Raw genomic sequence first — 14,212 nt, 5'->3', positions numbered from 1 at the left:
TGCCGATGAGGGAGACCAGGACGGACGTGCCGAGGGCGCCGCCGAACTGCAGGACGGTGGCCTGGAGGCCGCCGGCGACGCCGATCATGTAGAACCCGCCGCCACCAACGTGATCTTGATGCGCCTGGTGAGCGTCATGCTCGTCCCTCCGTTCGTCCCGGGCCCGTCCGGACCCGACGGGGACGATCACAACAGGGCGCGGCGAAAGCGGACTTAAAGAGTCGCGGCCTCCACGCGGGACGCCGCGGCGACCCGGACCGCCGGGAAGTCCCGGGCGGCGCGCACCTTCCCCCAGGTCACGACGCCGCGCGCCGCGATCTCGCGCTTCGGCACCGCCCGCGCCGACACCTTCGCCCGGAAGGACCCCTCGGCCTTCCGCCCCGGCTTCACCTTCCCGAGGTCGCAGACGACCTTCCGCTTCTCGGCCTCGCACCCCTTCCCGGACACGAACTCCAGCGCCGCGGGCAGCGTCGTCCGGAACTCCGCCCGGGCCGCCTTCCGCCCGCCCCGCGGCGTGATCGTGAACGACCACGTGTACGTGCCGCCGGGCGCGACCTCCCGCGCGGGCGCGTCCGTCCCGAGCGCCACGCTGCGCTTCTTCTGCGGCTTCGGCCCGGCCTCCGCCGGCACCGGCGCGGCCGCCGCCAGCGGCACCGCCGCCAGCACCGCCACGAGCCCCCTGAACTTGCTCACGATGTTCCCCCTGACCTGCGAACCTGCATGATCAGCTCCGTTGTAGGCGATCACCGTCCGGGCGCCTAGCGTCGGGACGGCGTGTCGTCACCGTCAGCGACATGGCCGGGCGACACCCCTTACCGGCGACCAACCTCCGGATTAGGCTGCGACGAAACGGACGGACCCTGTTGAATCGAACTGTTGAATCCCTTGAATCCATCGTTGACTCAGTGCTCACGCACCCCTGGAGGGGCCACATGGCCGTCTTCGGCGTCGACTACGCCTGGGGCCGTCCCGGCGTCGCCGCGCTCAAGAGCGCCGGGGCGAACTTCGCCTGCCGCTACGTGTCGCACGACAGGACCGGCAAGAACCTGACCCGGGAAGAGGCGGAGGCGCTGTCCGCCGCCGGCATCCGGCTCGTCGTCGTCTGGGAGACCAGCGCCGCCCGGGCGCTGGACGGCCGGGCCGCCGGCGCGGCCGACGCCCGCGACGCCGCCGCCCAGGCCGCCGGCTGCGGGATGCCCGGCGACCGGCCCGTCTACTTCGCCGTCGACTTCGACGCGTCCGCCGACCAGCAGCCCGAGATCGACGCGTACTTCGACGGCGTCGCGTCCGTCCTCGGCCGCGACCGGACCGGGATGTACGGCGGGTACGGGCCGGTCGGCCGCGCCTTCGACGCCGGCAAGATCGCCTATGGGTGGCAGACGTACGCGTGGTCGGGCGGCCGGTGGGACGAGCGCGCGCAACTGCGGCAGTACAGCAACGGGCACACGCTCAACAACGTGTCGGTCGACTACAACCGCGCGGTCGCCGACGACTACGGGCAGTGGCTCGTCGGGGGGTCGCCCGACGCCCCCGGCTACGTGTCGGTCGGCGCGACCGCCGCCCAGCCGCTCCCGCCCGCCACGTGGACGACCGTGAACTGGAACGTCGACTACACCGACGCCGGCGACCGGCACGGGCACCGCGACGCCCCGAGCGTCCTGAACGGCCCCGCCCGCTTCGCGCTGACCGCGTCCGTCACGATCACCGGCGTCTCCCCCGGCACCCTCCTGCAGGCCCGCGCGATCGAGGTGCGCGAGGACGACGCCGCCGAGTTCGACGCCGGTCCCGTCCACGAGCTGACGGCGTCCCGCGGCGACGTCCACGTCCTGTACTCGCTGCCCGCCGACACCGTCGCCGACGGCCGCCGCGTCCGGTTCCAGGTCGTCCAGCACGGCGCCGCCGAGGCCACCCTGACCGGCGGCAGCGCCAAGCTGCTGTTCTGGCGAACCTAGAAGTTGTCGCCGGTGTAGGGGGCGAACGGCACCGCGAGGGCCGCGTCGAGGCGGTCGGCGGCGCCCGGCGTGTGCTCCACGACGGCCCCCACCCGCACCAGCGTGCTCACCCGCGTGCCGCCGAGGTACACGGCGGCGAGGTCGGCGACGTCCAGCGCGAGGTCGGGCGCGGCGTCCGTGCGCGCGCAGTCCGGCCGCTCCCCCGTGCCGAGCCGCCAGCGGCCCCGGTTGCCGGGGAGCCGCGCGTCCGCGACGTCCAGGACGAACGCGTCCTCCGCGGCCCACGACCGGGCGCGCAGCGCCCCGGGGACGTCCACCAGCCGGAGCCACAGCGCCGCCGCGTCCCGCGTCACCGCGACCTGGTCGGGGTCGGCGGCCATGTGGAGCAGGAGGTCGTCCACCGGCCGCTCCGGCGCGACGATCGTGCGCGTCAGGTCGATCGACGCGAGGTACCTCCAGAGCGCCGCCTCGACCCGCGGCGTCCCGGCCGCCATGTCGTACAGCCGGACGGTCCGCTCGTGCGTCCGGTAGACGGCGTACCCCTCCGGATGCACGACGATCTTCGGCTCGGTGAACCGCGGGTTCCCGTGGTCGACGGGCGCGACGGTCCGCTCGAGCCACCACCACGCGTCGCGCGCCAGCCCGCCCGGCCGCCGCGCCAGCTCCCGCTCGTACAGCGGGCCGAGGACGTCCGGGGCCCGGTCCCGGTCGAGCAGCCGCAGCGGACGGTCGTCCGGGACGGTGCGGAGCGCCAGCGGCCCGGACGTGTCGACCTCGAACCCGATCCTGCGGTTCGCGACCCCGAACCCGTACCGTCCGTAGATCGGTCCCTCGGACGCCCACAGCGCCGCCACGGGCCGCCCGGCGTCCGCCGTGTCCGCGAGCATCCGGTCGATCATCGAGCTGAGGATCCCGCGCCGCCGGTGCGTGGGCAGCACCGCGACGAACGTGACGGCCGCGCAGTCCAGCGCCCCTCCCGGCACCGAGAGCCGCTGCGGCACGACGCCCAGTTGCCCGGCGAGGACGTCCGGCTCGGACCCGGTGATGTCGTAGGCCCCGATGCGCTCCATCCGCGCCACCCAGTCGCGCATGGAGTCGCGGTCGGTGAGCCGGAAGTGGAACGCGGTCGCGGCGAGGTCGAGCATGCGGTCGGCGTCGTCCTGGGGAACGTTCCTGAGTTCGATCACGGGACCCACGCTATGCGCCCCCCGCGACCGGTTTTCCGCTCGGGTCAGCCGCGGACGAGGGTGGCCAGGAGCTCCACGTGGCGGGTCATCGGGAACGCGTCGAAGGCGCGGAGGGTGTCGAGGGTCCAGCCGCGTTCGCCGAAGTAGGCGAGGTCGCGGGCCAGGGTCGCGGGGTCGCAGGACACGTAGGCGATCTTGCGGCCGGCGAGCCGGGTGACGTGCTCGACGACGTCGCGGCCCGCGCCGGTGCGGGGCGGGTCGAGGACGACCAGGTCGGCGCGGCGCACGCGGGCGCCGCCCTGGTGGCCGGCGCCGCCGCGCTTGTTCTGCGTGCGGGACGAGGCGTCGGCGCGGCCGAACTCCAGCTCGGCGATGATCTCCTCGACGGGGCCGCGCTCGATCGACACGTTCGGCAGGTCGCGCAGGTTGAACCGGGCGTCGCGGACGGCCTGCCCGTCGGACTCGACGCCGACGACGAGGCCGTCCCGGCCGATCCGGTCGGCGAGGACGCCGGCGAACAGGCCGACGCCGCAGTACAGGTCGAGGGCGATGTCGCCGGGCTTGGGCTCGAGGGCGTCCAGGACGGCGTCGGCGAGCAGCTGCGCGGCGCCCGGGTGCACCTGCCAGAAGCCGCTGCCGCTGACCTGGAACAACCGGCCGGAGACGGACTCGCGGACGTACGGGAGGGTCGCGCCGGGTTCGGGCTTGCCGCGGACGAGCCGGACGGGCAGGTCGAGGCGCGGCACCCGGATCTTGCGGCGGTCGCGGCCCCGCAGGACGACGAGGCGGTCGCCGGTGGTGGCGGACACGACGCCCTCGACGCCGGACGCGCCGGGCCAGCGCTTGCGCTCGATGCCCATCAGCTCGACGCCGGGGTGCGCGATCAGGCACTCGTCGATCGGCTCGATGTCGTGCGAGCGGTGCTTGCGCAGGCCGACGGTGCCGCCGGACACGGCGAACTGCACGCGGGTGCGCCAGCCGAGGCCGGGCGGCGGCACGACGTCGCCGTCCACCGGGTACGGGACCTCTTCGACGACGACCGTGCGGGTGATCCCCGCGAGGCGGCGCAGCTGCTCCTCGACGACGGACGCCTTCAGCGCGCGCTGGGCCGGGAGGGAGGCGTGCTGCCAGTCGCAGCCGCCGCAGCGGCCGGGCCCCGCGAACGGGCACGGCGGCTCGACCCGGTCCGGGGACGCCTCAATGATGTCGACGGCGTCGGCGCGCAGGTAGTTCTTGGCGCGCTCGGTGACGCGGGCCCGCACCCGCTCGCCCGGCAGGGCGTGCCGGACGAAGACCACGCGGCCCTCGTACCGGGCGACGCAGAATCCGCCGTTGGCGACGTCGCCGACCTGCAGTTCGAGGACGTCGGGGACCTCGGGCTCCGTTTCACTCACGGTCGGACACACTACCGTCGCCCGGGGGTTGCCCGGTCCGCGTCGAGGTCGGTGCGGCGGGACGCGGCGGGCGCCGCGACGATCCGGGCCCCGGCGGTTCGACGCGTCCCTTGAGCCGGTCGGACGAGCGCAGCTGCCAGGGGACGCTCGTCACCATCACGCCCTGCTGGAACAGCAACCGGCCCTTGAGCCGCAGCGCGCTCTGGTTGTGCAGGAGGTGCTCCCACCAGTGGCCGACGACGTACTCGGGGATGAAGACGGTGACGACGTCGCGGGGGCTCTTGCGGCGGACGCCCTTCACGTACGACAGCACGGGCCGGGTGATCTCCCGGTACGGCGAGTCGAGGATCTTCAGGGTGACGGGGATGTCGAGGGCGTCCCACTCGGCCTGCAGGCGGCGCGACTCCCCGGCGTCCACCGCGACGGTGACGGCCTCGAGCGTGGACGGGCGCGTCGCGCGGGCGTACGCGAGGGCCCGCAGCGTCGGCTTGTGGATGGTGGACACGAGGACGATCGCGTGGTTGCGGGCGGGCAGCGCGACGTCCTCGCCGGACGGCACGAGCTCCTCGGCGACCCGGTCGTAGTGCTTGCGGATCGCCTTCATCAGCAGGAACAGCAGCGGCATCGCGATGCACACGATGTAGGCGCCGAGCATGAACTTGGTGGACAGCACGACGATCAGGACGATGCCGGTGAGGGTGGCGCCGAACGCGTTGATGCCGCGGGACGTCTTCATGTGGCGGCGCCGCACGGGGTCCTTCTCGGCGGCGAGCAGCCGGTTCCAGTGCTTGACCATGCCGATCTGGCTGACCGTGAACGAGACGAACACGCCGACGGTGTACAGCGGGATCAGCTTGCTGACGGACGCGTCGTAGGCGTAGATCAGCAGCCCGGCCATGGCCGCCAGGATGATGATGCCGTTGCTGTAGGCGAGCCGGTCGCCGCGGGTGTGGAGCTGGCGCGGCAGGTACCGGTTCTGCGCGAGCACCGACCCGAGGACGGGGAAGCCGTTGAACGCGGTGTTGGCCGCGAGGAACAGGATCAGCGCGGTCATCGTGGTGACCAGCACGAACCCGGGCGTGAAGTTGCTGAAGACGGTGTCGGCGACCTGCGCGATGACGGGGTCGGGGTGCTCGATCGTCTCGCCGGTGGACGGGTCGACCATGCGGACGTCCTGGTCGCCCTCGGCGAACTTGGCGTCGGTGACGAACGCGAACGCGGTCACGCCGCCGAACAGCGTCGCCCCGATGAGGCCGAGCATGAGCAGGGTCCTGGCGGCGTTGTCGCCCTTGGGCTTGCGGAACGCGGGGACGCCGTTGCTGATCGCCTCGACGCCGGTGAGGGCGGCGCAGCCGGAGGAGAACGCGCGCAGCAGCAGGAAGATCAGCGCGAACCCGGCGACGCCCGTCTCGGCGCCGACGAGCTCGTAGTCGGCGGACTCGGCGCGCAGCTCGGTGCCGGTGATGAGCCGCATGGAGCCCCACAGCAGCATCCCGAACACGGCGAACATGAACAGGTAGGTGGGGATGGCGAACGCGACGCCCGCCTCCCGCAGGCCGCGCAGGTTCCCGATCGTCAGCAGGACGACGATGCCGATCGCGACGGCGACCTCGTGCGGGCGGATGAACTCCAGCAGCGCCCCGAGGTTCTCCACGCCGGACGACACCGACACCGCGACCGTCAGGACGTAGTCGACCAGCAGCGCGCTGGCGACGACGACGCCCCAGTTCCCGCCCAGGTTGGTGGTGGCGACCTCGAAGTCGCCGCCGCCGCTCTGGTAGGCCCGGACGTTCTGCCGGTAGGAGGCCACGACCGTGAGCAGGATGACGATGACGCCCGCCGCGACCCACGGGGTGTAGCCGTACATGACCAGGCCGCCCGCCCCGAGGGCGAGCAGGATCTCCTGGGGCGCGTACGCCACCGACGACAGCGCGTCGCTGGCGAAGACGGGGAGCGCGAGGCGCTTGGGCAGCAGCTGCTCGTGCTGCTGCCTGCTCTGCAGGGCGCGGCCCAGCAGTAACCGCTTCGCGAGGTCAGGAGCCTTCGACACGCAACGAGACTCTAGCCGCTGCGGGTCACCTCGTTCCGGTGGCCCCCGCCCGGCCGTGGAACCGGAGGCGAACACGCCGTGACCTGCCGGAAGCCCCGCCCGGGTAGTACTCCACCGGGCGGATGTGTAGGTTTGCCGTCCGGCAGGGATCATTCAGTGAGGAAGCGATCCTCGAGGTGCGGCACGGCGCCGGCGGCGCAGCGGCGATTGCCGTCCACCGGGCGGGGGTGCAGGGGGCGTGTCCCCTGGTGAACAGAAGGAACGGCCGTGCATATCGTGATCATGGGATGCGGGCGGGTCGGCTCGACGCTCGCCCACATCCTGGAGGAGAGGGGCCACTCGGTGGCCATCATCGACCAGAACCCGGAGGCGTTCCGCCGGCTGCGCAGCGGGTTCCGGGGGCGCCGGATCACCGGGTTCGGGTTCGACCGCGATGTGATCGCCGAGGCGGGCATCGAGCGCGCGTCCGCGTTCGTGGCCGTCAGCAGCGGCGACAACTCCAACATCATCTCCGCCCGGGTGGCGCGCGAGACGTTCGGTGTCGACAACGTCGTCGCCCGCATCTACGACCCGCGCCGCGCCGAGGTCTACCAGCGGCTCGGGATCCCGACCGTCGCGACCGTCCGGTGGACCGCCGACCAGATCCTGCGCCGCCTGCTGCCCGAGGGCGCCGAACCGCTGTGGCGCGACCCGACCGGCGCGGTCGTCCTCGCCGAGCTGGAGGCCGGGGAGCTGTGGGTCGGCGAGAAGGTCGCGGCGCTGGAGGAGCACGCCCGCACCCGGGTGGCGTTCCTGTCGCGGATGGGCGAGGCGCTCGTGCCCGCGGGCGACACGGTCGTCCAGGACGGCGACGTCGTGCACATCATGGCGGCCGCGGACGACCTGGAGCGGATCAACGCCGCGGTGGCGGCGCGGGACGGGGAGGACGCCTGATGCGGGTCGCGATCGCCGGGGCGGGCGCGGTGGGCCGGTCCATCGCGCAGGAGCTGCTGGAGAACGGGCACGAAGTGCTCCTGATCGACAAGAGCCCCAAGGCCATCAAAGTGGAGATGGTGCCGCGCGCCGAGTGGCTGCTGGCGGACGCCTGCGAGATCTCCGCGCTGGACGACGCGGCCCTCGAACGCTGCCAGGTGGTGGTGGCGTCGTCCGGGGACGACAAGGTCAACCTGGTGGTGTCGCTGCTCGCGAAGACCGAGTACGGGGTGCCGCGGGTGGTGGCCCGCATCAACCACCCGAACAACGAGTGGCTGTTCAACGAGTCGTGGGGCGTGGACGTGGCCGTGTCCACGCCGCGGCTGCTGTCGGCGCTCGTCGAGGAGGCCGTCAGCGTCGGCGACCTGGTGCGGCTGATGACGTTCCGGCAGGGCGAGGCGAACCTGGTGGAGCTGACCCTGCCGGAGGACGCGCCGCTCGGCGGCCAGCGGGTCGGGTCGGTGGACTGGCCGCGCGACACCGCGCTGGTGGCGATCCTGCGCGAGGGCCGGGTGCTGGTGCCGTCCGCCGACGACACCCTCGAACCGGGCGACGAGCTGATGTTCGTCGCGAGCCAGGACGTCGAGGACGATCTCGCCGAACTGCTCGGCGGCCGCTGACGTCAGGCCCGGGGGCGCTCGATCGGCGTGCGTCCCCGGGCGAGCAGCCACACCATCGCGGCGAGCGAGGCGACCTGCAGCGGCCAGCCCATCCCGATCTTCGCGGCGCCGAGCAGGCCGCTCTGGTCGCCCGCCGCGACGTAGATCGGGTACTGGACGGCGACGCGCAGCACGCACGGCAGCACCAGCAGCCACGTCAGCCGGGAGCACAGCTTCACGATGCCGGGGTCGGACCGCCAGGCCGTGGGGTCGCCGGTGACCGAGCCGATGATGAACCCGACCGCGGGCCACCGGACGAGGATCGAGAACGTCAGGCCCACCGCGTAGGCGGCGTTCAGCATGATCCCGGGCAGGAACGCGTCCTCGGCGTCGCCCGACCGCAGCGCGAAGAACGCCGCGATCGCGATGCCCAGCAGGCTGTTGAGGACGAACTGCGGGTTGGACCGCTGCGCGATCCGCACGAGCAGCAGCACCACGGCCGCGCCGATCCCCGCGAAGACCGCCGTCCTGACCTCGTCCAGCAGCACGAACGTCAGGGTGAACGCGGTGACCGGGGCGGCGGCCTCCAGCATGCCGCGCACGCCCCCGAGCGCCTTGCTCAGCTGCGCCCGCACGGCCGCCTCGACGGTGTCGTGGGCGGCGCGCGGCTTCGCCTCCGCCTCCGGGGCCTCGGGGGTCTCGGGGGTCTCGGCGGCGCCGTCCCGGCCCGCTCGCACTTCGCTCACGTGTCTCCCGGCCGCGGCGGCCTCACGAACCGCCGCGCAGCTCGTAACGCGGATTGAACATCGTCTTGCGCCCGTCCTGGATGCTGACCAGCCCCTCGGCGCGGAGCCGGCGGCCGGGGTCGATCCCGGCGATCTTGCGGCGGCCGAGCCAGACCAGCGTGATCACGTCGGTCCCGTCGTACAGTTCGGCCTCCAGGGCGGGGGCGCCGCCGCGCGGACGCAGCGTCACGGTACGTAGGGTACCCGCCACGCAGTGCCGCTTGCGCGAGCCGCAGTCGGTGATCGGCGTCGCGCCCTCGTCGCCGCGCTCCTTGCGCAGCTCCTCGGCCTCGAGTTCCGCCTTGCCCGCCGCCATCCGGCGCAGGAAGCGCTTGAGCCCGCCCCGGCCGCGCTCCTGCGCGGCCTCCGGTGTGCGGGCCGAAACCTCGTCCATATGTCGAAGCGTATGGCATCCCGGGGCGAATCGGACCCCCGCGGCCGAGTGAACCTCCAGAGGAGGAATGAACCATTCCCTTCCGCTACCGCCGACCGCGCGGCGCCCCGTTCACAGGGTGCGTTCGTTCAGCGCGCGGAGGCCGGTGAAGGTGCCGAGCAGCGTGAGCACGATCGCGAGGCCGGTGCCGACCCCGATGACGATCGCGGACGCCGCCTCGTCCGGGACGACCAGCGCGATCAGCCCCACGAGGGCGAGCACGGCCCCGGCGGCGATCGTCCACGGCTGGGCGCCCCGGTGCACGATCCTCCAGGACTCGGCGTCGGCCATGGTGCGCTTGGTGCGGATGCCCGCGAACGGGTTCCGGCCGATCCGCCCGGTCGCGGTGAGCCTGCCGATCACGATGACCAGCACCCCGGCCGCCACGATGACGAGTTCGCCGACGATCTCCATGCAGTCCCCTTCCGTCACGATTATCACTAATTGTCCCGGATGCACCCGACGCGGGAATCCGCGCGCACGGAACCGGTCGGCCGGTGCGGCACTCCAACCGGCGTGGAGACGAGCGACGAGATCGAGTACTTCCCGGTCACCGGCGATCCCGAGAAGCTGGCGCGGTTGCGCCGGCGCTGGGAGGCGGGCGCCGATTCGTCCCGGCTCGCCGAGTTCGCGGTCACGCTCGGGCTGACGCCCCCGCACCGCACGGAGAGCGGCCGCCTGCCGGCGATCGTCGAGGTGTGGCCTTCGGATTCCGGTCCGGGCGTCCTGGTGTGGGACCTCCACGAGCTGGAAGAGCAGGACATAGGGGAAGGGCACCCCGATCGGCGCGACTACTCGTCCTGAATGCGGTCGATGACCCCCGCGTAGATCCGGCGCCGGTCGGGACGGGCCCGGCCCTCGGCGTGCCGCAGGGCCGGGATCGCCCGCTCGCCCAGCCGGACGAGCGCGGACCGCGCGTCCCGCGCGACCACCGGCCGCGCATGGTCCAGCAACGCGACGAGGCCCGGGACCGCGGGCGCCCACTCCGCGTGGGCCAGCGTCCGGATCGCCGTCAGGACCACATCGGAGTCGCGATCCTCCAGCAGCCCGACCGTCCGGTCCAGGTACTCCTCCCGGGGCATGATCCGCCGCGCCGCCCGGAGCGCCTGCAGCCTGATCTTGCGTTCCCGGTGGCCCAGCAGCCCGGCGAGCAGCTCCGCCAGCTCGGGGTCGGGCGTCCGGGCGCCGTCCACGAGCCGGGCGAGCGCGCGCCGGACGTCCGGAGGTGCGCCCTCGCGCGCCTGCGCGAACAGCTCGGCCCGCGTCGGCTCGGGCGGCGGGTCCCGCCGCTCGCGCAGCCCGGCGAGCGCCTCGGCGTCGCGCTCGGCGGCGCCGGGCGCGCGGAACGGCCCGTCGACGAGGTCGACCGCCCCCGCGAGATCGTCCCGTCCCTCGGCCTCGAGCCGCTCGATCGCCTTCGTGAGCACGGGCGTCCGCAGCACCGGGCGTCCGGCGACGAGGTCGAGCATCCCCCACTCCCCCGCCTCGACCCGCCCCGCGATCGCCTCGGCCACGAGATCGGCGGACGCGCGCCGCAACGCCGCCCGGGCACCCGCCCGCACCGCCGCCCCGCCGTGCTCCCACGCCTCGACGAGCACGGGAACGAACCCGCCGATCCCGTCCGCGTCCAAACACCCCACGACTCGCACGAACCGTTCAAGCCCCGCGGCGTCCGCCAGGGCGGCGTCCGTCCCTTGCCCCGGAAGGTGCAGGAGGGTGCCGGCGAGTTGGGGCGTGACCTCGATGTCGAGGCGTCCGGCCAGGTAGGCGCGCAGGACGGGGAGCCGTGCGCCAGGCTCGGGGCGGTCCAGGAGGAGCCTCGCGGCGGTCGTGCGCTGCTCCGGCGTCCCGTCCGCCAGCATGCGCAGCAGACGTGCGCGCCGGGCCGCCGACCACGGCTGGTCGAGGTCGTCCGGGCGCGGCGTCCGCTCCTCGGGCGCCCGCCGGGCCTCCTCGCCGATCGTCCAGGACGGGACGCCGAGCGGCTGGAGGTCGAGCATCCAGCCGACCAGCTCGTCCCGCGCCTCGGGGGCCGCCGCCGGGAAGACCTCGATCAACGCGCCCAGCCACTCCCGCGACGACCGCGCCGGCGCCGGTCCCCCGGGGGCGGGCGCCTCTGTGACACCGGTCGGCGTCTCCCGGGTGGCGCCGTCCTCCGGACACCCGGCGGCGGCGCGCAGGCGCCGGACGGCGGTGGCCGAGCGGACGGCCTCGCGCAGCCTCGCCACAAGGTCGGCCGGTGCGTCGAGGGACGGGCGTGGCGCTCTCGGGGCGGTCGGGGCCGGACGGGCGAGCGCTTCGTGCAGGAGGGCGGTCTCGGCTTCCGCGGGGTCGTCGCCGTGGCGGGCGGCTGCGAGGGCTCGGTGGAGTTCGTCGCGGGTCGGGGCATCGCCGCAGCGGTGCAGGAGGACGAACACGTCGCGGCTCGGGGGCTGGGCGTGCAGGCGGGCGGCGAGGGCGCGGCGGCCGGTGGGGCCCGTGCGGGGGATCACCGCGTCGAGCAGGTCGAGCAGACGGGTCCGGGCGCCCCCGTCGAGGTTCGGGAGGGCGTCGACGAGGGGGCGCGCGGACCTCGCGAAGCACGCGAGTTCGGCGTCCGTCCACGGGGGCGTGCAGAGGGCGAGGACGAACCGGAGGACGGACGCGCCGGGATCGGCGGACGCGGCGAGGTCGAGCCAGTGCGGCAGCATCGCGCGGAGTGCGGACGTGTCGGCGGCCCGGGGCGGCGGCGGGGCCGTCACGGCGCGGCGGGCGACCTCGGGCGCCCAGCCGTGTTCGGCGAGCCACGCGGCCGGGTGCTCGCTCGTGGTCCGGAGGGCCGACAGCAGGCGGGTGCGGGCGCGGGCGTCGTCCGTCCCGTCGGCCGCCGCCCGGACGGTCGCGGCGAACGCGCCGTGCAGGGTCGCGCGCAGGGCGCCGATGAGGGCGTCGCGGAGGCCGGGGTTGTCGTGGCGGGCCAGCCAGGACAGGAGGGCGGGGACGGCCTGGGGCGCGCGCACGGCGGACAGCGCACCGGCGGCCGTCTTCTTCACGTTCATGTTCGGGTGGTCGAGGCAGGCGGCGATCGCCGGGACGGCCCACGTCGCGTTCGCCTCCTCCAGCGCGAGGAGGGCCTGCCGGACGGTCTGCGGGTCCTCGGCACGGGTCAGCGGGATCAGGCTCGCGGAGAGCGCGCGGGCGTCCGACCCGGCGAGCGTCTTGATCGCCTTCTTGCGGACGTGCGGGTCCCGGTGCCGCAGCAGCCGGTGCACCCGGGCGCGGACGGGGCGCCCGCAGCCGCCGCACGGGAGGTCGAGCAGGATCGCCTGCTCGGCGGGGGCGAGGCCCGGACGGTCGAGGAGGTCGAGGGCGAGGTCGGTGACGAGTCCGTGTCCGGCCTCGCGTTCCGTCGTGGCGTCCAGCAGGCAGCGGGGACGGATCGCGCCGCGCCGGTACAGCCGCCCGCCGAGGCCGTGGAGGGCGTCCACGACGTCGGACGGGACGGCGGGCTCGGGGCCGTCGCCCCCGGCGGCGGCCAGGTCGGAGACGACGCGCAGGAGGAGGTCGGCGATGGCGGGGAGGGTCGTCGCGTCGCCGTTGCGGGCGAGGCGGCACAGCGCGTCCGCGGGGTCGTCGGGGTCGGGGTGCGCGGCGAGGACGGCGAGTTCGCGCGGGTCGGGGCCGCCGAGGTCGTCGGCGACGCGGCGGGGCAGGTCGCGGGGGTCGAGCCGGTCGAGGATCGCGCGGCGGCGGGCGGGGTCGGCGGTGAGATGCCAGAGGATCTCGAGGGCGCGGTGGCGGTGCGGCCGCAGGTGAGGGGCGATGTCGCCGCCGTCGAGGCCGAGGCCCGTCCACAGGGCGTCGGCGGTGCGGGCGCCACCGACGGCCTCGAGGGCGTCGAGGGCGGCGGCGGGCGCGCCGGGCAGCAGTTCGAGGACCGTCTCCTCGGCCGGGACGTGCCGCAGGTCGCGCAGGGCCCGCAGGTACGGGACGGGGTCGGCGGCGCGGCGCGCGAGGGCGGTGACGGCGCCGCCCGCGTCCAGGCCGGGGGCGCCCTGGGCGTCGAGCGCGACCAGGAGTTCGAGCCGCCGCGCCACGTCGCCGTCCGGACGGGTCAGTTCCGCCAGGGCGGCGTGGCGCGCGGTGTACAGGAGGATCGCGACGTCCTCGGCGGGGACCCGCCGGTCGGCGAGCGCGAGGCGGACCACGGACGGGACGTCGCGGTCCCGCGGGAAGTGGCCGCGCCGGTGCAGGCCGGTCAGGCACGCGACGGCGGGGGCCGCGAGCAGTTCCGGGTCCGTGCAGGCGAGCGCGAGCAGGTCGGGGACGTCGTCGCGGGTCGCGAGGTCGCCGAGCAGTTCGAGCGCCCGCCGCCGCGTCGCGGGGGCCCGGGCGGGGTCGGCGGCGGCGTCCCGCACGAGGTCGCGATGGCCGTGCCGGGCCGCGACCTCGATCGCGGCGGCGTCCGGCCCGGCCTCCAGGCGGCGGAGGACGCGGCCGCGCGGCAGGGGGTCCAGGACGGCCCAGGGTTCGGCGAGTTCGCGCAGCGCGGCGGGGACGTCGGCGGCGAGGTCCGCGACGAGCGCGCGCGCCGGGGCGGGCGGCAGCAGGCCGGCGTGCAGGGCCTCCCGGACGAGCCGGAACGCCTCGGCGCGCAGGACGGGGTCGGGCCGGGCGGCCAGCTCCCGGGCGAGGCGGCCGGGGTCCGCGACGGCGCCGGCGGCCAGCCCGCGGACGGCCTGGTACAGCGGCTCCCCGGCCGGTTCGTCCCGGATCACGGCGGGTCGGGCGGCGAGCGCGCCACGCAACCGTTGGATCCGGACATACATCGCCGTTTCGGTCACTGCGCGATCCTAGGCGT

General features: G+C 74.7%; 13 protein-coding genes. 4 read left to right on the top strand and 9 right to left on the bottom strand.

What is annotated here, in order from left to right:
* Together AB0L25_RS12085 and AB0L25_RS12080 are read right to left on the bottom strand one after the other, a co-directional pair.
* Positions 1-190, bottom strand: a 190-nt coding sequence (locus AB0L25_RS12085) for a hypothetical protein (protein ID WP_500171209.1), incomplete at its 3' end; no start/stop codon positions are given.
* 23 nt (positions 191-213) lie between these two features.
* Complete coding sequence (locus tag AB0L25_RS12080) at positions 214-693, bottom strand: hypothetical protein (RefSeq protein WP_500171207.1); 480 nt, start codon at positions 691-693, stop codon at positions 214-216.
* Positions 694-932: 239 nt separating this feature from the next.
* On the opposite strand from AB0L25_RS12080, the gene AB0L25_RS12075 reads away from it, so the two are divergent.
* Positions 933-1,952 carry a glycoside hydrolase domain-containing protein gene (locus tag AB0L25_RS12075; RefSeq protein ID WP_500171205.1) on the top strand — a complete coding sequence of 340 codons (1,020 nt, stop codon included), beginning with the start codon at positions 933-935 and terminating at the stop codon, positions 1,950-1,952.
* On the opposite strand, the gene AB0L25_RS12070 is transcribed toward AB0L25_RS12075, so the two are convergent.
* Genes AB0L25_RS12070 through AB0L25_RS12060 form a run of 3 tightly spaced genes read right to left on the bottom strand, consistent with a single transcriptional unit; the run spans position 1,949 to position 6,583 of the window.
* Positions 1,949-3,139, bottom strand: coding sequence for a GNAT family N-acetyltransferase (locus AB0L25_RS12070; RefSeq protein ID WP_500171203.1), 1,191 nt, complete (start codon positions 3,137-3,139; stop codon positions 1,949-1,951). The genes AB0L25_RS12075 and AB0L25_RS12070 overlap by 4 nt on opposite strands.
* 44 nt (positions 3,140-3,183) lie before the next feature.
* Complete coding sequence (locus AB0L25_RS12065; protein WP_500171202.1) at positions 3,184-4,533, bottom strand: class I SAM-dependent RNA methyltransferase; 1,350 nt, start codon at positions 4,531-4,533, stop codon at positions 3,184-3,186.
* Positions 4,526-6,583: an APC family permease gene (locus AB0L25_RS12060; RefSeq protein WP_500171200.1), complete on the bottom strand. Its 2,058-nt coding sequence runs from the start codon at positions 6,581-6,583 to the stop codon at positions 4,526-4,528. The genes AB0L25_RS12065 and AB0L25_RS12060 overlap by 8 nt, the downstream gene beginning before the upstream one ends.
* Positions 6,584-6,850: 267 nt before the next feature.
* Between AB0L25_RS12060 and AB0L25_RS12055 the strand changes: the two genes are divergently transcribed.
* Together AB0L25_RS12055 and AB0L25_RS12050 are read left to right on the top strand one after the other, a co-directional pair.
* Positions 6,851-7,516, top strand: a complete 666-nt coding sequence (locus tag AB0L25_RS12055) for a potassium channel family protein (protein WP_500171198.1) — start codon at positions 6,851-6,853, stop codon at positions 7,514-7,516.
* Positions 7,516-8,175, top strand: coding sequence for a potassium channel family protein (locus tag AB0L25_RS12050; RefSeq protein WP_026400658.1), 660 nt, complete (start codon positions 7,516-7,518; stop codon positions 8,173-8,175). Before AB0L25_RS12055 ends, AB0L25_RS12050 begins: the two co-directional genes overlap by 1 nt.
* A 2-nt stretch (positions 8,176-8,177) precedes the next feature.
* Here AB0L25_RS12050 and AB0L25_RS12045 read toward each other — a convergent pair whose 3' ends face one another.
* The 3 genes from AB0L25_RS12045 to AB0L25_RS12035 all read right to left on the bottom strand — a co-directional run bounded on the left by AB0L25_RS12045 (position 8,178) and on the right by AB0L25_RS12035 (position 9,786).
* Positions 8,178-8,891, bottom strand: coding sequence for a DUF3159 domain-containing protein (locus tag AB0L25_RS12045; protein ID WP_500171218.1), 714 nt, complete (start codon positions 8,889-8,891; stop codon positions 8,178-8,180).
* 31 nt (positions 8,892-8,922) lie between these two features.
* On the bottom strand, positions 8,923-9,333 hold the full coding sequence (locus tag AB0L25_RS12040; protein ID WP_500171196.1) for an OB-fold nucleic acid binding domain-containing protein: 411 nt from the start codon (positions 9,331-9,333) through the stop codon (positions 8,923-8,925).
* 111 nt (positions 9,334-9,444) lie between these two features.
* Entirely contained in the window at positions 9,445-9,786 is a 342-nt protein-coding gene (locus tag AB0L25_RS12035; RefSeq protein WP_500171194.1) for an SdpI family protein, read from the bottom strand.
* A 102-nt stretch (positions 9,787-9,888) separates the two neighbouring features.
* Between AB0L25_RS12035 and AB0L25_RS12030 the strand changes: the two genes are divergently transcribed.
* The gene (locus tag AB0L25_RS12030) at positions 9,889-10,176 is read left to right on the top strand and encodes a hypothetical protein (protein ID WP_500171192.1); all 288 of its coding nucleotides are present in this window, start codon (positions 9,889-9,891) and stop codon (positions 10,174-10,176) included.
* Here AB0L25_RS12030 and AB0L25_RS12025 read toward each other — a convergent pair.
* On the bottom strand, positions 10,164-14,195 hold the full coding sequence (locus AB0L25_RS12025; RefSeq protein WP_500171190.1) for a HEAT repeat domain-containing protein: 4,032 nt from the start codon (positions 14,193-14,195) through the stop codon (positions 10,164-10,166). The two genes, AB0L25_RS12030 and AB0L25_RS12025, sit on opposite strands and share 13 nt — an antisense overlap.
* Positions 14,196-14,212 lie beyond the last annotated feature (17 nt).

This window comes from Spirillospora sp. NPDC052242 (assembly GCF_040679555.1).
In the GTDB taxonomy this organism is placed as follows: Bacteria; Actinomycetota; Actinomycetes; order Streptosporangiales; family Streptosporangiaceae; genus Spirillospora.
Note: the sequence above shows the minus strand (reverse complement) of the source record. Positions and strands in the feature narration are given on the sequence as shown.